The organism is Flavobacterium branchiarum, assembly GCF_030409845.1.
Taxonomy (GTDB): Bacteria; Bacteroidota; Bacteroidia; order Flavobacteriales; family Flavobacteriaceae; genus Flavobacterium; species Flavobacterium branchiarum.
In genome coordinates this window covers 1,409,620-1,431,702 of the sequence record NZ_JAUFQQ010000005.1, presented here as the reverse complement: position 1 = coordinate 1,431,702, position 22,083 = coordinate 1,409,620, and the positions used below count along the sequence as shown (strand labels likewise).

The following is a 22,083-nucleotide window of genomic DNA, read 5'->3' as shown; positions in this document are numbered from 1 at the left end:
TGAACTTTTAAACTTTAAAGCTGAAACAAAATTTTATCTTTGCACTATGACAGGAACCGTATACAAATCTACAGGAAGTTGGTACACCGTAAAAACCGAAACAGGTGATTTTATAGAGTGTAGAATGAAAGGAAAGTTTAGGATAAAAGGTATTAAGAGTACCAATCCTATAGCTGTAGGGGATGTTGTGGATTATGAACTTGAAGAAAGTTCGGATACTGTAACAGGAACAATCCATAATATTCATGAAAGAAAGAACTACATTGTTCGTAAATCAGTGAATTTATCTCATCAGATGCATATTATTGCGTCTAATATTGATTGCGTGTTTTTATTAGTAACAATCAATAATCCACCAACTACATTTAATTTTATCGACCGTTTTTTGGTTACTGCCGAAGCATATGGTATTGAAACAATATTGGTTTTTAATAAAATTGATACTTTTGATGAAGACACACTTGATGAACAATTGTATATGCAACACGTATACCAAGAGATTGGTTATAAATGTTTGCGTATATCATCAACAGAAGGAAAAGGTGTTGAGGAGTTAAAAGGATTGATGATTAATAAGGTAACGATGTTCTCAGGGCATTCTGGAGTTGGAAAGTCGACTCTTGTAAATGCAATGGAGCCCAGCTTACATCTTAAAACCAAAACCATTTCGACAGCAAGTAAGCAAGGACAACATACAACTACATTTGCAGAAATGTATGACTTATCTTTTGGTGCACGTATTATTGATACGCCAGGTATTAAAGGATTTGGTATTGTTGATATGGAAAAAGAAGAAGTTAGTGGTTACTTTCCAGAATTTTTTAAACTAAAAGATCAGTGTAAATTCAATAACTGTTTGCATAAAGATGAACCGCATTGTGCTATAAAAGCAGCTCTTGAAAGAGATGAAATTGCATGGTCACGTTATAATAGCTATCTTAAAATCTTAGAAGGTGAAGACGAGCATTATCGTACAGATATTCACAATGAAGATCGTGCTGCTAGCGATGAAACTAGGAAATAAGCATTAATTAGGACTGAAATTCAATAAAAACTAAGTCATTTTACTTCTTTAGTACTTGCTACTAAATAAAATGTGTTCATAATTTATAATCTTTAATTCGCAATTGTTTTGAGAGTTGTTCTTCAAAGAGTTTCTTCTGCTTCGGTAGTAGTTGATGATAATAAAGTAGCCGATATCAAAAAAGGATTGCTTGTTTTTGTTGGGATTGAAGATGCCGACAATCAAGAGGATATCGATTGGCTAGTTGGAAAAATAATTAAAATTAGAATTTTTAACGACGAAAATGATGTCATGAACTGTTCTGTTCAGGATATTAATGGCGAAATTATAGTCGTTAGCCAGTTTACACTTCATGCTGGTACAAAAAAAGGGAATCGTCCTTCGTATATAAAAGCATCAAAACCTGATGTAGCAATTCCCTTATATGAAAACTTTGTCGCTACTTTAGAGAAGGAATTCGGAAACAAAATCCAAACAGGAATTTTTGGGGCAGATATGAAAATCAGTCTGTTAAATGATGGTCCAGTAACAATAATTATGGATAGCAAAAATAGGGAGTAAAAAGAGTAAGTATTTGTTAAATGTTTCAGAAAATGATATATATTTGGCGAAATTACTTATTAAATGAAATCGATTCTCCGTTTTTTATTTCTTGTTTTATTTTCATTTTCTTCTGTTGCCCAAAAAGGGGAGTATAACACTGTTGGCATTTCTGATAGTCTTAAAGAAAATGCAAATGCTGTTATTCGTTTAAATCAAATAGACATCGTAATTGCTTCTCAAAGAAGTATGAAAACGATACAAAAAAGAGTTATAACAGTTTTTAACGCAAAAGGATTAAATGCTATTGATGCCATCGAGTATTATGGTAAATCTACAACCGTTAAAAATATTGAAGCTACTGTATACGATGCACAAGGCAAAGAACTAAAAAAGATAAAACGTAAGGATTTCAGAGATGAAAGCGTGATTAGTGGAGGAACAATTTTTTCTGATAGTCGTTATATTTATTTAGATTATACACCCATTCAATATCCTTTTACTTTAGTATACGAAAGTGAAGTCGAAACTTCGGCAACTGCTTTTCTCCCTAAATGGTATCCTATAGATAATTATAATGCAAGTGTAGAAAAAAGCATCTTGAATGTGACTTACCCGAATAATTTAGGATTCAAAAAGAAAGAATTTCAACTGTCAGGATTTGATATAAAAAAAACTACAGATACAAATACTCAGTTGTCTTATGTAGCTACTAATATACTAGCTCAAAAAAATGAGGATTATAGCCCCTCGTTTTATGAAATTTATCCTTATGTCATGATGGGGCTTGAAAGTTTTCATCTCGAAGGAGTAGATGGAAATGCAAGCACATGGCAAGCCTTTGGGAAGTGGTATGCGGATAAAATTTTATTAGGTACAACAATTTTGCTTGATGCAACCAAAACTAAAATAAAGGAATTGGTAGGTGATGAAAAAGATCCTGTAAAAAAAGCAAAAATCGTATATGACTATGTGCAAAAAAAATCAAGATATGTAAATATAGCTATTGGTATTGGTGGATGGAAACCAATGTTAGCTAATGATGTGGATCGTTTAGGTTATGGAGATTGCAAGGCATTAACAAACTATACAAAGGCACTTTTAGAGGTGGTTGATGTTCCTTCTTACAATACAATTTTATATGGAGATAGTTCTAAAACTAGTATAGATTCAGATTTTGTTTCTATGCAGGGAAACCATATGATCTTATCAATTCCTAATGGAGACAAGTATATTTGGCTTGAATGCACAAGTCAAGTTGATCCTTTTGGGTATCAAGGTACTTTTACAGATGATAGGAATGTTTTAATAATTAAGCCAGAAGGAGGAGAAATAGTTAGGACTACGATTTATGAAGATAAAGGTAATACTCAAATAGCTAAAGGAGCTTATACTATTGATGAGAAAGGGGATTTTTTAGGAGCTATATCTATTGCTTCAGAAGGGGCTAAATATAGTTCTAAAGCTAGAATTGAGTCTTTGCTACCCAATGAAAAAGAGGCGTATTATAAAGAATATTGGGGCAATATTGATAATCTAAAATTAGCAAAGATAAATTTAAGTAATGATAAAGAAAAGATTTGTTTTACTGAAGGTATTCAGGTGAGCGCAATAAACTATGGAAAGATTACTAGTGATAAAATGATATTTCCGATAAATGCTTTTAATCAATATAGAGGCAGTGTTAATCGTATCAGAAATAGGAAAACTCCATTTCAGTTAAAACGTGGTTATTCTTATACTGATGAAATTGAGGTTAATCTTCCTGCTGGTTTTGCTATTGATTTTTTGCCTTCAACTTTTGAATTAAAGGCGAAGTTCGGAGAATATAAATCAGAAATCATTAAAACGGACAATAATAAACTAATATACAAAAGGAAGTTGCTTCTTAATAACGGGAAATATTCTAATAAAGAATACGATGAATATCGCCTTTTTATAGAGCAGATTAACAAAAATGATAATGCCAAAATTATACTAACCAAGAAGTAATTATGAAAATTAACCAATTAACCATCGTCTTTTTCGTTGTATTTTCTTTATCGAAAATCACAGCACAAGAATTTAAATTAGGAAAAGTATCCGTCGCAGAATTAGAAGAAAAAACACATCCGAAAGACACTTCGGCTACTGCTGCAATCTTATATAGAAAAGGAGTTTCTCGTGTTGAATATATCACGAATGAGGGGTTTGTGATGATGACTAACGTTGAATGTCGTATTAAAATTTATAAAAAAGAAGGGTACAATTGGGCAAATCAAAATGTATCCTATTATGTAGGAGATAAAATCTCGAGAGAAAACGTTGCTTTTTCGGATGCCGTAACTTATAATTTGGTTGCGGGTAAAATTGAAAAAGTCAAATTAAAAAGTGACGGTGTATTTGATGAGAATGTGAATAAATATTATAATCAGAAAAAAATAACAATGCCTAATGTAAAGGAAGGATCTGTTATTGAATATAAATATACTATAAAATCTCCAAGTATAGGATCAATGAGAGATTGGTATTTTCAATCCTCTATACCTGTGAATTATTCAGAATTCACAACACGCATACCAGAATATTATGTTTTTAATGCAAAGCAAAAAGGGTATATTTTTCCAGTAGTTACAGTTGATAAAGAGATGGCCTCTATTGTGTTTGTAAATAAAGAAAGATCTGAGCCTGGAGGATTTGGATATGCAATGAAAACAACTTTTTCTAATGAAAAAGTAGATTATATGGAAACTAAAACTACTTATGTAGCCAAGAATTTGCCAGCGATGAAAGAAGAAGGTTATGTTAATAATATATATAACTATACTTCGGCTATAGAGCATGAATTGTCTGTAAAAAAATTCCCGAATGCACCTATCGAATTATTTTCGGCAGATTGGAATTCAGTTGTTAAAACAATATATAATTATGATAGTTTTGGACCGGAATTAAATAAAACAGGGTATTTTGAAGATGATTTAAAAGTGTTACTGACAGATGTAAATACGCAAGATGAAAAAATTAAGGCGATACTTAACTTTGTGAAATCGAGAGTTAACTGGAATGGATACTCTGATTACGGATGTGATAATGGGGTTAAAAAAGCATATAAGGAGAAAACAGGTAACATAGCAGATATAAATCTTATGTTAACTGCGATGTTGCGTTTTTCAGGATTAAAAGCAAATCCAGTTTTAGTGAGTACACGCTCTAACGGAATTGCAATATTCCCTAATCGAACGGCTTTTAATTATGTAATTGCAGCGGTAGAAACGGATAAAGGAGTAATTTTATTAGATGCATCTAGTAAATTTGCTACTCCTGGTATTTTGCCATTTAGAGCTTTAAATTGGCTGGGAAGGTTAATACGTAAAGACGGAACCTCGGAGGAAGTTGATTTAATGCCAAATAAACAATCATCTGATAATATCGCGATTACTTATAGTATCACTCCAGAAGGAGGTGTTGTAGGTAAGGCAAGAAGACAATACACGGATTATAATGCCATGATATTTAGAAATAATGTTGATAATGTTAAAGAGGATTCTTATTTAGAAAAGTTGGAAAATGAGAATGACAAAATTGAAATAAGTGAATATAAAAGATTAAATGAAAATGAACTTGAGTTGCCTACTGTTGAAACATTTTCATTTACAGGTTCTAATTTATGTGAAGTTATAGGAGGGAAAATTTATATAAGCCCAATGTTATTTTATACGCAAAAGGAAAACCCATTTAAGCAAGAACAGAGAGAATATCCTGTAGATTATGGATTCCCTTCCTCTGATAAATATAATATAACAATTCAAATTCCGGATGGTTACATGGTGGAGTCACTTCCAGAACCAATTGCAATGGCTATGGAGGACAACCTAGGGGCATTTAAATTTATGGCAGCTATCAGTCAAAATACTTTACAATTGGTTGTTACGCATCAGATAAATGTTGCGATTATACCAGCAGATTATTATTCGATGTTGCAAGGATATTACAAAGGAATGGTTGATAAAGTAAACGAAAAAATAGTTTTAAAAAGAATATAATATGAGGTTTTGGAGTTTAGTAATAGTTGTTTTTTTATTTCTTAAAATTTCAAAAATCAATGCGCAAAGTTATGATTTAGGAAAAGTATCTATTGCAGAATTGCAAGAAAAAGTGCATTCGAAAGACACTTCAGCTGTTGCAGCAGTCTTATATGAGAAAGGAGTTTCTCGTCTTGAATATGATATGAATGATGGATTTATAATGATGACTGATGTAGAATCTCGAATTAAAATTTATAAAAAAGAAGGGTACAATTGGGCAAATCTAAATGTAACGTATTATGTAGGAGATAGAGGTTCGAGAGAAAATGTTACTTTTTCGGATGCCGTAACTTATAATTTAGTTGCAGGTAAAATTGAGAAAGTAAAGCTTAAAAGTGATGGTATATTTGATGAAAATGTAAATAAATATCGTAATCAGAAAAAAATAACAATGCCTAATGTAAAGGAAGGATCTGTTATTGAATATAAATATACCATAAAATCTCCAAATATTGGATCAATGAGAGATTGGTATTTTCAGACCTCAATACCTGTAAACTATTCAGAATTTACGACTCGTATTCCAGAATATTATGTTTTTAATGTAAAGCAAAAAGGATATATTTTTCCAGTAGTTACAGTCGATAAAGAAACGGCATCTATTATTTTTATTAATAAAGAAAGGGTTGAACCAGGAGGATTTGGATATGCAATGAATACTATTTTTTCAAATAAAAGAGTAGATTATTTAGAAACAAAAACGACTTATATTATTAAGGATTTACCAGCGATGAAGGAAGAAGGTTATGTTAATAATGTGGATAACTATACTTCAGCTATAGAGCATGAATTGTCTGTGAGAAAATTTCCAAATAAACCGACTGAATTATTTTCGGCAGATTGGAATTCAGTAGTGAAAACAATATATAATTATGATAGTTTTGGACCGGAATTAAATAAAACCGGGTATTTTGAAGATGATTTAAAAGTATTGCTAACAGATGTAAATACGCAAGATGAAAAAATTAAGGCAATACTTAATTTTGTAAAATCGAGAGTCAGCTGGAATGGATACTCTGATTACGGATGCGATAATGGAGTTAAAAAAGCATATAAAGAGAAAACAGGTAACATAGCAGATATAAATCTTATGTTAACTGCGATGTTGCGTTTTTCAGGATTAAAAGCAAACCCTGTTTTAGTGAGTACACGCTCTAACGGAATTGCAATGTTCCCTAATCGAACTGCTTTTAATTATGTAATTGCAGCGGTAGAAACGGATAAAGGAGTAATTTTGTTAGATGGATCTAGTAAATTTGCTACTCCTGGAATTTTACCCTTTCGAGCTTTAAATTGGCTGGGAAGGTTAATACGTAAAGACGGAACTTCGGAGGAAGTTGATTTAATGCCTAATAAACAGTCATTTGGTAATATTGTAGTTAATTATAGTGTGACTCCAGAAGGAGGTGTTGTAGGTAAGACAAGGAGACAATACACGGATTATAATGCCATGATATTTAGAAATAATGTTGATAATGTTAAAGAGGATTCTTACTTAGAAAAGTTAGAAAATGAGAATGGCAAAATTGAAATAAGTGAATATAATAGATTAAACGAAAAAGAATTGGAGTTACCTACTGTTGAAACTTTTTCATTTACAGGTTCTAATTTATGTGAAGTTATAGGTGGGAAAATTTATATAAGTCCAATGTTGTTTTATACACAAAAGGAAAACCCATTTAAGCAAGAAAAGAGAGAATATCCTGTAGATTATGGTTTTCCCTTTTCTGATAAATATAATATAACAATTCAAATTCCTGATGGTTACATGGTGGAGTCGCTTCCTGAGCCAATTGCAATTGCAATGGAAGATAACCTAGGGGTATTTAAATTTATGGCAGCTGTCAGTCAAAATACTTTACAATTGGTTGTTACGCATCAGATAAATGCTGCGATTATACCAACAGATTATTATTCGATGTTGCAAGGATATTACAAAGGAATGGTTGATAAAGTAAACGAAAAAATAGTTTTAAAAAGAATATAAAATGGATTTAAAAAATGCTCAATTAGATGTTGATACTTGGATAAAAGAACATGGAGTCCGATATTTTAATGAATTAACCAACATGGCGCAACTTACAGAAGAAGTAGGTGAAGTAGCTAGGATTATTGCGCGTCGATATGGTGAGCAATCAGAAAAAGAAAGCGATAAGAACAAAGATCTTGGAGAAGAATTAGCCGATGTGGTTTTTGTAGTTTTATGTTTAGCAAATCAAACAGGAATTGATTTACAGGCTGCTTTTGATAAAAAAATGGATTTGAAGTCTATTCGAGATAAAGACCGTCATAAAAACAACGATAAATTAAAATAATGTGATAAGTTAGGGTAAAGCTTTGGAGTATCCTTTTTTTGAAATAAATTTGCCCAAACGCATAAAAAACAATTACCCTACAATGAATTTACTATTAAAAACATCTCAAGCTAATTTACAAGGACAAATTGCAGTAACTGGCTCAAAAAGCGAAACGAATCGATTGTTGTTGTTACAAGCTTTGTTTCCAAATATTAGTTTAGCCAATACATCAAATTCTGATGATAGCGAAGTAATGCAAAAAGCATTAGTAGGTAATGAGGAAATAGTAGATATTCATCACGCAGGAACAGCAATGCGTTTTTTAACAGCTTATTTTGCGGTTAACGAGGGTAGAGAAGTTGTAATGACGGGTTCAAGCAGAATGCAGGAACGTCCGATTAAAATTCTTGTTGAAGCTTTAGCTCAGTTAGGCGTAGAGATATCATATTTAAAAGATGAAGGATATCCTCCAATTCGCATTAAAGGAAAGAAAATAACAGCCTCAAAAGTTACACTAGCAGCCAATGTGAGTAGCCAGTATATATCGGCATTATTACTTGTAGCGCCTAAATTAGAAAATGGTTTAGAACTAACATTAGAAGGGGAAATTACTTCTATGCCTTACATCAAAATGACGTTGGCTTTGCTTAATGATTTAGAAATTCAGACTAGTTTTGAAGGGAACGTAATTAAAGTATATCCAAAATCAGAGGTGACTGCAAAAGAAATGGTTGTTGAGTCAGATTGGAGTTCGGCATCCTATTTTTTTAGTTTGGTAGCTCTTGCTGATACAGCATCGATTACACTAAGTAGTTACAAAGAAAATAGCTTGCAAGGAGATGCAGCATTGACATCGATTTACGAGAAAATGGGAGTTCAAACTACATTTCATGATAATAAAATGACTTTGGTAAAACAGGCAGATTTTAAATTTGAAACTGTAAATTTTGAACTAAACAATACCCCAGATATTGCACAAACAATTGTGGTTACCTGTTTAGGTTTAGGAATAGGCTGTCATTTAACGGGGCTACATACTTTAAAAATTAAAGAAACAGATAGACTTGAAGCGTTAAGAATAGAACTAACTAAATTGGGGGCTAATATTTCAGTTACCAATGATAGTTTAACACTTATTGCCACAAATGAGATTAATCCGAATATAAAAATTGCTACTTATAATGACCACCGTATGGCAATGGCATTTGCTCCATTGGCGTTAAAAGTGCCAATAATTATCGAAGAAGCAGGAGTTGTTTCTAAATCTTACCCGGATTTTTGGAAAGATTTGATAAATTTAGGTTTTGAGACAACAGAAATAGTTGCGTAATAATCAATGTTTACGGCTAAAAACAGGAATAAATTTTGAAGTTTGCAATTTTTAAACTAAATAAAAGCCAAAAGACTTGACAACGCCTATCTCACAATCGTATATTTGCACTCTAAATAAATAGACTACATGAAATTATCTCATTTTCAATTTAATTTACCAAAAGAACTTTTAGCTGAATTTCCAGCTGAAAACAGAGATGAGTCTCGTTTAATGGTAATTGATCGTAAAAAACAAACTATAGAGCACAAAATGTTCAAAGATGTAATCAATTACTTTGATGATGGTGATGTTCTTATTTTAAATAATACGAAAGTTTTCCCTGCTCGTTTGTACGGAAACAAAGAAAAAACTGGAGCAAGAATTGAAGTTTTCTTATTAAGAGAACTAAATTCAGAGCAACGCCTTTGGGATGTTTTGGTAGATCCAGCCCGTAAAATCCGTATTGGAAATAAATTATATTTTGGTGATGACGATTCGTTAGTTGCTGAGGTAATTGATAATACTACATCTCGTGGTAGAACATTACGTTTCCTTTATGATGGATCTTACGAAGAATTTAGAAATAAATTAACAGAACTTGGAGAAACTCCAATTCCTAAATATATCAGTAGAGATGTAACTCCAGAAGATGCTGAAAGATATCAAACGATATATGCTAAAGAAGAAGGGGCTGTTGCAGCACCAACTGCTGGACTGCATTTCTCAAAGCACCTTTTGAAAAAACTAGAAATTAAAGGAATAAAATTTGCAGAAGTAACACTTCACGTAGGTTTAGGAACTTTTAATCCAGTTGAGGTTGAAGATTTATCGAAACACAAAATGGATTCTGAAGAGTTAATTATTACTCCAGAAGCTTGTGAAATCGTTAATAATGCAAAAGCAAAGAAGAAACGTATTTGTGCAGTAGGAACAACTTCAATGCGTGCTATTGAAAGTTCTGTTTCATCTCAAAATACATTAAATCCTTTTGAAGGTTGGACAAATAAATTTATTTTCCCTCCTCATGATTTTAGTATTGCAAACTGTATGATTACAAATTTCCATACACCAAAATCAACATTATTAATGATGATTTCTGCTTTTTGTGGACATGATTTAATGAAAAGAGCATATGAAGAAGCTATAAAAGAAGGATACAAATTCTACTCTTATGGTGATGCAATGCTTATTATCTAAAGATATACAATAAGGTTAATTCAAAAATCTCGCTAGTAATAGCGAGATTTTTTTTTGAGCAATCTTTAACACAGGCTTTTGGTTTTCTTCTTTTGTGTTAGGTCTTTTTTCTCTACATTTACAAAACAAAATTCAAACAATGACTTTCGAAAACACCCGAGAATTTGCTCAAAATCTTGATTCACAAGATGTATTAAATAAATATCAGGATGAATTTATTTTTCCTGAAGTGAATAATAAAAAGGTTATTTATTTTACTGGAAATTCTTTAGGACTACAGCCTAAAAGAACAAAAGCTTACGTTGATGAAGTAATGACAGATTGGGCAAATCTAGCCGTTGAAGGTCATTTTTATGCCGAAAAACCATGGTGGGATTATCAAGAACGTTTCGCTAAACCGCTTAGTAAGATTGTGGGTGCTTTGTCAAGTGAAGTTACCGTGATGAATACATTAACAGTAAACCTTCATTTACTGATGGTTTCTTTCTATAGACCAACGGCAACCAGATATAAAATTATTTGTGAAGAGAAAGCATTCCCTTCAGATCAATACATGTTTCAGAGTCAAGTACATTTTCATGGTTATAAAACAGAAGATGCAATTGTCGAGATTAAGCGCCGTGAAGGAGAACATAATATTCGTTTAGAAGATGTTCTTGCAAAGATTGAAGAAGTTGGAGACGAGCTGGCTTTAGTGTTAATAGGCGGAGTAAATTATTATACAGGACAAGTCTTTGATATGAAAACCATTACTGCAGCAGGACATAAAGCAGGAGCCAAAGTAGGTTGGGATTTAGCTCATGCAGCAGGAAATATAAAATTAGAATTACACGATTGGAATGTTGATTTCGCAGCTTGGTGTAGTTATAAATACATGAACTCAGGGCCAGGAAATGCATCTGGTTGCTTTGTGCATGAAAAACATCATAATAATCCAGATTTGCCACGTTTTGCAGGTTGGTGGGGACACAATAAAGAACGTCGTTTTAAAATGGAACCTAATTTTGATCCAGCTCATGGAGCAGATGGTTGGCAGATAAGTAATTTACCAGTACTATCTTTAGCGCCTTATCTTGCATCAGTAGAAATGTTTGATGAAGTAGGAATGGATACCTTAATTGCAAAAAGAGATACCATAACAGCTTATTTAGAGTTTATTCTACATGAAATAGACAAAGAAGTAAAAGGAAATTTTGAAGTTATTACTCCAGCAGATCCTAAAGAAAGAGCTTCGCAATTATCTGTATTTTTACATGGAGAAGGACGTAGCTTATTTGACTATTTAATGAAAAATGGAGTTATCACCGATTGGCGAGAACCAAACGTTATTCGTTTAGCACCAGTTCCTTTGTATTGTTCTTTTGAAGACATGTATGATTTTGGGCAAATTCTGAAAAAAGGAATATTAGAGTAATCTAGATGTAAAATAGTTTAAAGTCGGCTAATTCAGATTGTTATGAATTAGCCGACTTTTTAGTATAGTTTAATTCTGTAACGATTTTTTAAAATTATGTAAGCAACAAGTAAGGGCTTAGGTTTTACTTTGTAATGTTATAAAAACTAAAATTTACGATCATGAAAACATTATATTTAATAGTATTCTCTTTTGCGATTTTTTCTTGTCAAAATCAAGGGAAAATGGATATTCAAAAAGCAAAGCAAGCAAGCATTGATTCAATGAAAGTTGAAATAGAAAAGCAAAAAGTAATTGATTCGATGAAAACTGAAATGGCAAAAATTCAGGAAGAAAAAGAAAAGATTCAAGCAGAAGCAGTGCCTCAAAAAGTAGTTGTTGTAAATCAGCAAGCACCAGCAGCACCAGCACCAAAGAAAAAAGGATGGAGCTCAACTGCAAAAGGAGCTGTAATTGGCGCTGGAGTAGGTGCAGTTACAGGAGCGGTTATTAGTAAGAAAAAAGGAGAAGGTGCAATAATAGGTGGATTGGCAGGTGCTGGTCTAGGCGCTGGAACTGGAGCAATAATAGACGGAAAGAAAAAGAAGAAAGAATAGAAAAAACTTTTTATTAAGTGGTTAGTTAGTTTAAAAAAGAAAACACCTCAAATTAATTTTTGAGGTGTTTTTGTATGTAATACTTTCATTTCTTATACAGGAATAGCAATAGCAATTAGCTTGGTTCTGTAGTCATTAAATTGATCTTGAATTTTTGCCTTCTCATTTTTGAAATAAGAAGAAGAGGAAAGTAGATCTTCATAATACGAAATACCGCTTAAGAGATTATCTTTAAAGGCTTGCAGTTTTTTAGTTTGTGCCGTAGTTATTTCAGTCGAAATATTTTCGATTTCTTTTTTGAAATAATCGAGATACATTTTTAATTCCTTTACAAATAGATTTGGACGATTATCGACGCGTATAACCGATTTGTTTCCATAAATATGCTGTACCATATCAGTTAAAGAGACTTCTTGGTCAAAATAGGCCATATTTGGACCAGGACAGATAACAACACCTTGAGCTTGCCCTTTGATCTTAATATCATTCTCTAAATAAGAGGCATTTGCTAAACCTACACATAAACATGATTTTTCGGTAATAGCAGTTTTATTCTTTTCAAAAGCTTCTGGCGAAAAAGAATCTTTTTTACTTTCTAATTCAGCTAGTTTTAAATCTTGGTATTTTTTTGATGCAGAACAAGTACCTTGAGGATCGTATTCTTTACTTAAAGCTAAGAATTTTTTAGGACAAGAACTCCCCGCTTTATTTTCATCAATGCGCTTTTGTTTAAGGATTTCGTTAGTAGTTCCTTTTAAAGTGTTAAATGGTACTCCTAAAGGCGAAATATGACTTAAATATAAATCTTCCTCTTGGGCTTTCATCAATAAATTTCGTGTAATTTGATCAACTGAAGTAGCTTCAGGAACTAATAAAAAAGGAGTTCCCCAACCAACAGAATCTACACTGTAATTGTCTAATAAAAATTCATGTTCTTCGGCAGTTCCTACCCCTCCTTGTACAGTGATTTTTAGAGGTAAAGGTTTTTCAGGAACTAGAAATTGTTTTTGTTGTAAAGCCTTCACCATTAAATCATGAGCAGATTGAATCAACTGATTTTTTTTAGTTTTAAACTCTTCCAATATAGGGCCCAGTAATAATCCTTCGGTAGCAAAAGCATGTCCACCACAATTTAACCCAGATTCAATGCGATATTCAGAAACCCATAGTCCTTTTTTTGCCAAAAAATTACCTTGAATCATTGCAGATCTAAAGTCGCTTACTTTCAATATTATTTTCTTTTTAAGCTCATTATTGCTATTTGGGAAAAAGTCAGGAAAGTTTTCGAAGTAGCTATATAATCTAGGATTCATACCCGCAGAAAGAACTAAAGAAGATTCTAGATTACTGTTGGCAAAACCACGAAGCGCCGCATGAGCATCATTAAACTCAATAGGCAATTGTTCGTCTTTGATAAAATTATCTTTATCTAGCTTTGTCATTATATTTACGTCGATAGCACCAGCAGAAAGGTGTGACTCAATATAATTTTGGATGTTCTCTTTAAATGAAATTCCATCTTCCATTAAGTTCAAAATCCCTTTTTTAATTTCAGAGCTATTAGGAAGCATTGCGATGTAGTTTTCTAATGCTAATTTGCTTTCAGACAATTCAGTTTTAAAATTTTCGAATTTTTCTTTTACAATTTTATCTACTAAATTTAAGTAGGTTGTAATGCGTTTGGCTCTATAATCATGAATTTTTTGGCTTATTTCCTGATAAGAAGAATTGAATTTTTCAGAATAAAAAGCAGTCATCTTCTCAATTAATTCATCATCAGCTATCGAAATCACAGAAGAGATACCATATTTGGCTACTCGAATCGGGCTGTCAATAGTATAAGCAAGACCCATTACAGGAATATGAAAAGAGTGTATAGGATTTTTAGTCATTTGCTATTATTATAAAATTTAATAAATGGCAAATTTTGTAAAATCATTTTATATAAAAACTGATATATATCATGTTTATAGATGATTAAGTTTGTTTTGTGTAGCAATTAAATTAAGATTTCCTTAAAAGATTCGGCTATACTTCTCCATAAAAAATTGTAAAAAGACTTTTCGGGAATTCGTTCCAATTCTATTTTTACTTTTTTGGCCTCATTATCAGAGTCTTTTTTCAGAATTAAATTGGCAACAGCGCTTTTTAGTTTTGCCTCTTTTTCAGGATGTTTCTTTTTGTATAACGTAACTTTTAAGTCTTTATATTTTAAACTGGCATTTCCTGAAGCCTTTTTATCATTTCCAGTAATGTCAAAATGATAATCATCAAAAGTACCTTTAAATGAAGTATTGGTGTAAGGTTTTGTAAAAGCATACATTGCCTGAAGATCAAATTTAGCGATACTTCCTTTTATACGGAAACCATCATTTTTGTCTAATACATTCAATGTCCAATGTACTTTTAATGGAGAGTTTTTCATAAAAAGACAGTTGACTTTGATGTCTAAATCAGGAGCTTTTTTTAAACCATAACCACTTTGAATGTTTGTTGCATTTAGATTAAATCTACTAAAAGTTAGTATTGCGGGGCCTTTTTGAAAATTGATCTCCTCTTCATAAACTAGTTTCGAGTTTCTAATGGATAACGTATCAATTTTTAAAGGGAATGGAATTTTCCGTAGCAAAGTATTATAGAGTACTTTTTTGCTTAAATCATCTGCTGGGATTTTGTTTCGATAGATATTTGCATCTAAATCATCAAGAATAATGGAGTTGGCATTAAAGAAAAACACATCGTTCTTAAATCCCCAATCCATAGAATTAATGCTCGTATCAGTTGCTTTTATAGTAAAAATGTCTTTTTCTTTGGTCATTTTTTGTACAAATTGCGGGCGAGTGTATAAAGGAATATAACTAAAGTTTTTTATTTTTAAAGAATGATTATTAGTCGCTATTTTCGAAGCATTGATTGCGTAAAAAGAATTGGGTTTGTAATAGGTACTGTCACAATTCACAGCGTATTTTTGATAAGAGAAAGGAATTTTTTGTTTAAGAGTTGTTTCGTCAATAACAATTCCTTCTAATATAAGCGCAATATTACGAGAGTATAAAATAGGCTTGTTCGTTCGGGTAGACATGATGTCTAGGCTTGCTTTATTGAGATAAATATTAGAAACAACAATAATTTTTTGAAATGGCTCAATAACCTGTGTACGAATGCTGTTACTGTCATCAATTGCTTTTTCATCCTTTTTATATAAAATTACACGGGCTTGGTCAATTGTAATAGTTTTGGCATGTAGGACATCGTTAAAAATTAGTTTCCAAATACTAAAGTCATTTATAGCAACAGTTCCGATTTTAGAATAAATTCCAATTTTGGTTGCACTATCTTTAGGAGCATTTTTTGGGTTGATAACAATATTAGAAGCGTAGATAGCTGCCGACCAAAGATCAATTTTAATATCCTCGTATGTAATTTGGTAAGGAGTTGTATTGTTGTCTTGAATAATCTTAGGAAGTTGTTTTTTTACCCAAAAATTTAATCCCGAGTTTATTAAAAACAAGAGGAGTAGAAAAGAAAGAATTCCTATGATTATTTTTTTATTTAAAGACATTTAGTGTGTATTTTATTTTAAATATATAAATTTATTGACTTAAAAGGAATAACTTTTAGATACAATTGTGATTTTGATAATAAAGAATTTCGTTAAAATAGTTACTTAATCAATTTATAAACATGAAAAAAATTAAAAAAATACTGCTTGTTTTGTTCCTACTAATTATTGTTTTAGGAATTGGTTTGTGCACTTATATCTTTCATTTAAAGCCTCAATATGAGGGAGAGGTAAAGCTGAAAAATATCCAAAAAGAAACAACGGTATATTTTGATGATTTTGGAGTACCACATATTTATGCCGATTCACAAAAAGAAGCCATGACTGTTTTAGGTTATGTGCATGCTCAAGATCGTTTGTGGCAAATGGAGCTAATGCGACGAATAGCATCTGGACGACTGTCAGAAATTTTCGGTTCTGTAATGCTGAAAAACGACAAGTTCTTTTCTGGTTTAGGAATTGAAGAAGCCTCGGAAAAGGCAATAGCTCAGTTGGATAAAAACAGTCAGAGTTATCAATTAGCAATGGCTTATTTAGATGGGATTAACCAATACATGGATGAAGGCGTAACGCCAATAGAATTTCAATTGGTTAAAGTGAAAAAAGAAAAATTCACGATAAAAGATGTCTATAATATTTTCGGATATATGTCATTTAGTTTTGCGATGGCTCAAAAGACAGATCCTTTATTGACTGATATTCGTAATAAATACGGAGATGAATATTTAAAAGATTTTGGATTAAATGGTGAATTGAATACAACTCAAATAAAAAGTGCAAAAGAGAAGCCAGAAGAATATGCAGCAATTTCAAAATCGATTGCTTCACTTCTTGACAAATCTCCAATTCCGCCTTTTATAGGAAGTAATAGTTGGGTAATTTCTTCTAAGAAGACAAAGAATGGTAAAGTTATTTTTGCCAATGATCCGCATATTGGGTTTTCACAGCCAGGAACTTGGTATGAAGCTCATATCGTAACTCCAGATTTTGAATTGTATGGTTGTTATTTGGCAGGAACTCCATATCCTTTGTTAGGACATAATAGAGAATACGCTTACGGATTGACCATGTTTGAAAATGATGATATCGATTTTTACCAAGAAGAAGACAAACAAGGAGATTCAAACGAATACAAGACACCAAATGGTTATGAAAAATATGAAACCAGAAAGAAAACTATAAAAGTAAAAGATTCATCGGATGTTGTGGTAAATGTAAAAATAAGTCGTCATGGGCCTGTTATGAATGGTTTGATAGAAGATTTAAAGAATAGTACAAAGCCTATTGCAATGTCTTGGGTTTATACACAACAACCTATAAAAATTCTAGATGCCGTTTATGGTATTTCGCACGCTAAAAACAAAAACGATTTCAAAAAAGCAGTTAGTCTTATTGCAGCACCTGGATTAAATGTAATGTATGGTGATGCAAAAGGTAATGTTGGTTGGTGGGCAACAGGAACCTTGTATAGACACAATAAAGGAGTAAATCCTAACTTTATTCTTGATGGTGCAAGTGGTAAAGATGATATTGCAGAATATTTAGATTTCTCCAAAAATCCTTCGGCTGTGAATCCAGAATGGGGTTATGTATATTCAGCAAATAATCAGCCAGAAGCTATCGATGGATTTTTATATCCAGGGTATTATTTACCTGAAGACCGTGCCAAAAGAATTACGCAATTGCTAGATGCAAAATCTGATTGGGATAAAGAAGCAGTTAGTAAAATGATTTTTGACAATACAACAATAGTTGCTCCAACGGTAGTTGCCAATTTAATATCGGACATACAAAAGGAATCGCTTACAGCAAATGAAAAACAAGCATTGGCTGTTCTTAAAGATTGGAAAGGAACAAATAATTTACAAGATGTTGCGCCTACAATTTACAATAAATGGGTGTATTCGTATTTAAAAAACACTTTTGAAGATGAATTAGGGAAGGATGGCTTTAAGGACTTTTTAGGAACTCATCTTGTAAAGCAAGTTATTGCAAAACTATTACAGAATGAAAATTCTGTTTGGTGGGATAATATATTGACTAAGGATGTAAAAGAAACTAAAAGTATGATTTTGATAAAATCATTCCATGAAGCGGTAACTGCATTAGAAAAACAATTGGGAGCTAATGTTCAAGATTGGAAATGGGAAAAAGTACACACGGTAGAATATCATCATCCACTTGGTCAGGTAGCTGCTTTACGCGGAATATTTAACGCTGGGCCTTTTGCAACTTCTGGCTCTTCGGAAGTGATTAATAATCAGTTTTTTGATTTTACAGATAAAGGCGTTTATGATGTAAAGGGTGGTCCGTCGACAAGAAGAGTTGTTGATTTTTCGGATGTAGAAAATAGTTGGAGTATTTTGCCTACTGGACAATCTGGAAATCCTTTCAGTAAACATTATACAGATCAAGCGGCGTTATACAATGCAGGAAAGTTCCGCAAAATGAAATTAAATAAAGAGGAAATTATAAAAACGTCTACTAAGCTACTCTTTAAGCCGGAATAGAAAAAGATAGGTTCTATATGTTGGTTTATTCTATTATGCAATTGATTGCGTGAAGGATTGAAGTGGAAATCCTTTTTTGAAGAACGAAAAAAAGATTGGAATGAAAAGCCTGACCTGAGCTTTTGGGAAGGGCACGCCCAAACATTTCTTTGATTTATAGCCTATTCTATAGATTATATACTTATTTTTACGATTCGTATAATTACATTTTTTTTTTAATGCAAACTCCACTTAAAATTGCTGTTGTAGGTTCTGGATTAGTTGGCTCATTGTTGGCGATCTACCTTAAAAAGGAAGGGCATGAAGTTCATGTCTATGATCGTAGTCCAGATATTCGTAAAATTAATTTTTCGGGACGATCGATAAATTTAGCTATGTCTAATCGAGGATGGAAAGCACTAGATGGTGTTGGTGTAGGAGATGCTGTTCGTGAAATTGCTATCCCGATGGATAAAAGAGCCATACATTTAGTGGATAAGCTTAATTTTCAGAATTACGGGCAAGAAGGCGAAAGTATTTATTCGATTTCTAGAGGAACGCTGAATAGGAAAATGATTGATTTGGCCGAGAATGCTGGAGCCGAGTTTTTCTTTGACCAAAAAATATGGGATGTTACATTAAGTGATGCGACATTACATATTGGTGAAACAGAAAGAGGAGAGTGGGAAGAAAAAAAATACGATATGGTTTTTGGGGCAGATGGTGCATTCTCAAGAATTCGTCATCGTATGCAACGCCAAAGCATGTTTAATTATTCACAAGAATTTTTGAACATGGGATATAAGGAATTGCATATTCCTGCAAATCCAGATGCAACACATAAATTAGATAAAAACTCTTTTCATATTTGGCCACGAGGTGAATATATGCTTATTGCATTGCCTAATTTAGATGGAAGTTTTACATGTACTTTATTTATGCCTTTTGAAGGAGCAAACTCTTTTGCTTCGTTAACAGATAGAAAACAGGTTGAAGACTTTTTTGAGAAGAACTTCCCAGATTCTATTGAGGTTATACCAAAATTAGCCGAAGATTTCTTTAATAATCCAACAAGTACATTGGTAACGATGAAATGCTTTCCTTGGACGCATAATGATAAAATTGCTTTGATTGGAGATGCTTGTCATGCTATTGTACCGTTTTATGGGCAAGGAATGAATGCAGGTTTTGAAGATATAACAGTTTTATATGAAATGATGCTTAAATACGGAGACGATTGGAAGACCATTTTCTCTGAGTATGAAATTTCACGTAAGCCAAATGCAGATGCTATCGCAGAACTTTCGTATCGAAATTTTATGGAAATGAGCACCAAAACTGCCGATGAAAAATTCCTATTGCAAAAGAAGATAGAAAAAGGTTTTTCAGATAAACATCCTGATAAGTGGATTCCGCTTTACAGTCGCGTTACTTTTAGTGAACGTCCTTATGCGGAAGCATTAGCAATTGGAGATTTTCAGAATACAATAATGGAAGAAGTTTTGAGAATGGATAATATAGAAGAAATTTGGGATAGTCTTACTGTCGAAAATAAAATCCTTGATTTGCTGGGGAAATAGTTTTCAGTTTTCAGTCGCGGTTTTCAGTCTCAGTCTTAACTTGGTAAATAGTCGCGGTCTTCAGTCTCAGTTTACAGACTAAGTCTTAACTTGAAACCTGAAACCTGAAACAAAATATAGTCTCAGTTTTCAGTCACGGTCTTAACCTGAAACCTGAAACAAAAAAATAAACTTTTAAAAAAATATCCCCTTTTGATACTATATCAAAAGGGGATATTTTTTTTACTTTTTGAACATTTTTGATAAAACGCCAAATACGCCTCTTATAAAGGTAGCACTTGTAACTACTTTTAGAACCGATTTACCAACAACACTTGCAGTGCTTGGCTCATTGCTTGCTTTCTTAGAAGGTTTTTCTTCTTCTTGTTGTGAAGCAGCTTCTTCAGCATCGCTGATTTTTTTTGTAAGCATTTCGTAAGCGCTTTCACGGTCGATTACTTCGCTATACTTTTTCACTAATTTAGACTTCTGATTGATTTCCTGAATTTCACTTTCTGTCAGTACGTCCATTCTGCTCATAGGAGCGCGCATCATAGTCGCTACTAAAGGTGTAGGAATCCCTTTTTCGTTTAATGCTGTTACCAATGCTTCTCCGATACCTAAACTAGTAAGGAGTTCATCTGTTTTGTAATATTTAGAAGTAGGGTAGTTATCGGCTGTCTTTTTGATAGCTTGTCTGTCGTTTGCAGTAAATGCTCTCAAAGCATGCTGGATCTTTAATCCTAATTGTGCCAAAACACCACTAGGAACATCCATTGGGTTTTGAGTTACAAAATAAACCCCAACTCCTTTTGAACGAATAAGCTTTACGATAGTCTCAATTTGTTCTAGTAATACTTTGCTAGCTTCATTGAAGATTAAATGAGCTTCATCTATAAAAATGACCAACTCAGGCTGATCAACATCTCCCTTTTCAGGCATTTGTTGGTATATCTCAGCAAGAAGGCTTAGCATAAAAGTCGAAAATAATTTAGGTTTATCCTGAATATCCGTTAAACGAATAATATTTACGTATCCTTTACCATTTTCGTCAATTCGCATAAGATCGTCAATCTCGAATGATAATTCGCCAAAGAAGATATTCGCTCCTTGTTGTTCAAGTTCGATTATTTTTCTCAGAATTGTACCAGTGGTAGCAGTAGATATTTTACCATAGCTGGCAGCAATTTCATCTTTTCCTTCCTCAGTAATATAATTAATGACCTTTTTAATGTCTTTCAAATCGAGTAAAGGCATTTTGTTGTCGTCGCAGTATTTGAAAATAACCGAAATAACACCAGATTGAGTGTCGTTTAGTCCTAGTATTCTAGAAAATAAAACAGGACCAAATTCAGAAACAGTAGCGCGTAATCTCACGCCACTTTGGTCCGAAAGAGTCATTAATTCTACAGGAAATTGAGACGTTTTATATGGGATATCAATTTTAGCATGACGCTCAGTAATAAAGGGCTTTTCTTCGCCTTCTTTCGCAATACCACTAAAATCCCCCTTAATATCCATCATTAAAACGGGGATTCCGGCAAGAGAAAGTTGCTCGGATAGTACCTGAATCGTCTTTGTTTTACCAGTTCCTGTCGCTCCAGCGATTAAACCGTGTCGATTTAATGTTTTTAAAGGTATTTTTACGTGTGCATTTAGAGGCTCTCCATTATAGATAGCTCCGCCAAGGATGATATTTTCGCCCTTGGTTTGATATCCTTCGTTTATACTTTGAATAAATTCGTCTTTTTGGCTCATATAAGTAACATTAATTCAGTTGCAAGATATTGTTTTTTTCTTAAATCGTTTAATTTAGAGATGTTAGCGTAAAAAAATTCTGTTTTTGTTAAAAATAAAAGTAAAAATTATTTTCTTAACATAGTATCAAGATTTTGGCAGATTGTGTTTCTTTTTACTAAAACGTTGTAAATTTTATCATAAATAATTATTTTTTAACTTCGATTTTATCTAAAATACAATTAAGGGGGTTAGATATTTTTTATGTTTAGGTTAAAATAATTGGAATAAA

Annotated in this window: 15 protein-coding genes; 12 read left to right on the top strand and 3 right to left on the bottom strand. The window is 32.5% G+C overall.

The features are described from left to right. The first annotated feature begins 46 nt into the window (after positions 1-46). The 10 genes from rsgA (at position 47) to QWY99_RS18070 (ending at position 12,444) form a co-directional block, all read left to right on the top strand. A complete protein-coding gene (gene rsgA / locus QWY99_RS18115) occupies positions 47-1,024 on the top strand; it encodes a ribosome small subunit-dependent GTPase A (RefSeq protein ID WP_290267119.1) in 978 nt (325 codons plus the stop codon). A 108-nt stretch (positions 1,025-1,132) separates the two neighbouring features. Continuing rightward, positions 1,133-1,585 (top strand): D-aminoacyl-tRNA deacylase, encoded by a 453-nt coding sequence (gene dtd, locus QWY99_RS18110; RefSeq protein WP_290267118.1) that lies wholly within the window; start codon positions 1,133-1,135, stop codon positions 1,583-1,585. A 63-nt stretch (positions 1,586-1,648) separates the two neighbouring features. Next, positions 1,649-3,556, top strand: a complete 1,908-nt coding sequence (locus tag QWY99_RS18105; RefSeq protein ID WP_290267117.1) for a DUF3858 domain-containing protein — start codon at positions 1,649-1,651, stop codon at positions 3,554-3,556. Between the two features lie 2 nt (positions 3,557-3,558). Beyond that, positions 3,559-5,586 carry a DUF3858 domain-containing protein gene (locus tag QWY99_RS18100; RefSeq protein ID WP_290267116.1) on the top strand — a complete coding sequence of 676 codons (2,028 nt, stop codon included), beginning with the start codon at positions 3,559-3,561 and terminating at the stop codon, positions 5,584-5,586. Between the two features lies 1 nt (position 5,587). Next, a complete protein-coding gene (locus QWY99_RS18095; RefSeq protein WP_290267115.1) occupies positions 5,588-7,615 on the top strand; it encodes a DUF3858 domain-containing protein in 2,028 nt (675 codons plus the stop codon). A gap of 1 nt (position 7,616) precedes the next feature. Then, entirely contained in the window at positions 7,617-7,943 is a 327-nt protein-coding gene (locus QWY99_RS18090) for a nucleotide pyrophosphohydrolase (RefSeq protein WP_041518431.1), read from the top strand. Between the two features lie 82 nt (positions 7,944-8,025). Then, positions 8,026-9,255 (top strand): 3-phosphoshikimate 1-carboxyvinyltransferase, encoded by a 1,230-nt coding sequence (gene aroA, locus QWY99_RS18085; RefSeq protein WP_290267114.1) that lies wholly within the window; start codon positions 8,026-8,028, stop codon positions 9,253-9,255. 129 nt (positions 9,256-9,384) lie between these two features. Then, a complete protein-coding gene (gene queA, locus QWY99_RS18080) occupies positions 9,385-10,434 on the top strand; it encodes a tRNA preQ1(34) S-adenosylmethionine ribosyltransferase-isomerase QueA (protein ID WP_290267113.1) in 1,050 nt (349 codons plus the stop codon). Between the two features lie 139 nt (positions 10,435-10,573). Next, complete coding sequence (kynU, locus tag QWY99_RS18075; protein WP_290267112.1) at positions 10,574-11,848, top strand: kynureninase; 1,275 nt, start codon at positions 10,574-10,576, stop codon at positions 11,846-11,848. Positions 11,849-12,009: 161 nt separating this feature from the next. Continuing rightward, positions 12,010-12,444 carry a glycine zipper family protein gene (locus tag QWY99_RS18070; protein WP_290267111.1) on the top strand — a complete coding sequence of 145 codons (435 nt, stop codon included), beginning with the start codon at positions 12,010-12,012 and terminating at the stop codon, positions 12,442-12,444. Positions 12,445-12,536: 92 nt separating this feature from the next. Here the strand turns inward: QWY99_RS18070 and QWY99_RS18065 are convergent, their stop codons facing one another. Together QWY99_RS18065 and QWY99_RS18060 are read right to left on the bottom strand one after the other, a co-directional pair. Then, positions 12,537-14,336, bottom strand: coding sequence for a hypothetical protein (locus QWY99_RS18065; RefSeq protein ID WP_290267110.1), 1,800 nt, complete (start codon positions 14,334-14,336; stop codon positions 12,537-12,539). A gap of 107 nt (positions 14,337-14,443) precedes the next feature. After that, positions 14,444-16,006, bottom strand: coding sequence for an AsmA family protein (locus tag QWY99_RS18060; protein WP_290267109.1), 1,563 nt, complete (start codon positions 16,004-16,006; stop codon positions 14,444-14,446). 122 nt (positions 16,007-16,128) lie between these two features. On the opposite strand from QWY99_RS18060, the gene QWY99_RS18055 reads away from it, so the two are divergent. Both QWY99_RS18055 and QWY99_RS18050 read left to right on the top strand, forming a co-directional pair. Beyond that, positions 16,129-18,516 (top strand): penicillin acylase family protein, encoded by a 2,388-nt coding sequence (locus QWY99_RS18055; protein ID WP_290267108.1) that lies wholly within the window; start codon positions 16,129-16,131, stop codon positions 18,514-18,516. 218 nt (positions 18,517-18,734) lie between these two features. Then, positions 18,735-20,075, top strand: a complete 1,341-nt coding sequence (locus QWY99_RS18050) for an FAD-dependent oxidoreductase (RefSeq protein WP_290267107.1) — start codon at positions 18,735-18,737, stop codon at positions 20,073-20,075. Between the two features lie 222 nt (positions 20,076-20,297). On the opposite strand, the gene QWY99_RS18045 is transcribed toward QWY99_RS18050, so the two are convergent. After that, complete coding sequence (locus tag QWY99_RS18045; RefSeq protein WP_290267106.1) at positions 20,298-21,812, bottom strand: helicase HerA-like domain-containing protein; 1,515 nt, start codon at positions 21,810-21,812, stop codon at positions 20,298-20,300. Positions 21,813-22,083 lie beyond the last annotated feature (271 nt).

Excerpts from the sequence above, each read along its gene's own strand:
- rsgA (WP_290267119.1), top strand. The coding sequence starts at position 47 with ATGACAGGAACCGTATACAAATCTACAGGAAGTTGGTACACCGTAAAA.
- QWY99_RS18105 (WP_290267117.1), top strand. The coding sequence starts at position 1,649 with ATGAAATCGATTCTCCGTTTTTTATTTCTTGTTTTATTTTCATTTTCT.
- QWY99_RS18100 (WP_290267116.1), top strand. The coding sequence starts at position 3,559 with ATGAAAATTAACCAATTAACCATCGTCTTTTTCGTTGTATTTTCTTTA.
- QWY99_RS18095 (WP_290267115.1), top strand. The coding sequence starts at position 5,588 with ATGAGGTTTTGGAGTTTAGTAATAGTTGTTTTTTTATTTCTTAAAATT.
- QWY99_RS18090 (WP_041518431.1), top strand. The coding sequence starts at position 7,617 with ATGGATTTAAAAAATGCTCAATTAGATGTTGATACTTGGATAAAAGAA.
- aroA (WP_290267114.1), top strand. The coding sequence starts at position 8,026 with ATGAATTTACTATTAAAAACATCTCAAGCTAATTTACAAGGACAAATT.
- queA (WP_290267113.1), top strand. The coding sequence starts at position 9,385 with ATGAAATTATCTCATTTTCAATTTAATTTACCAAAAGAACTTTTAGCT.
- kynU (WP_290267112.1), top strand. The coding sequence starts at position 10,574 with ATGACTTTCGAAAACACCCGAGAATTTGCTCAAAATCTTGATTCACAA.
- QWY99_RS18070 (WP_290267111.1), top strand. The coding sequence starts at position 12,010 with ATGAAAACATTATATTTAATAGTATTCTCTTTTGCGATTTTTTCTTGT.
- QWY99_RS18065 (WP_290267110.1), bottom strand. The coding sequence starts at position 14,336 with ATGACTAAAAATCCTATACACTCTTTTCATATTCCTGTAATGGGTCTT.
- QWY99_RS18060 (WP_290267109.1), bottom strand. The coding sequence starts at position 16,006 with ATGTCTTTAAATAAAAAAATAATCATAGGAATTCTTTCTTTTCTACTC.
- QWY99_RS18055 (WP_290267108.1), top strand. The coding sequence starts at position 16,129 with ATGAAAAAAATTAAAAAAATACTGCTTGTTTTGTTCCTACTAATTATT.
- QWY99_RS18050 (WP_290267107.1), top strand. The coding sequence starts at position 18,735 with ATGCAAACTCCACTTAAAATTGCTGTTGTAGGTTCTGGATTAGTTGGC.
- QWY99_RS18045 (WP_290267106.1), bottom strand. The coding sequence starts at position 21,812 with ATGAGCCAAAAAGACGAATTTATTCAAAGTATAAACGAAGGATATCAA.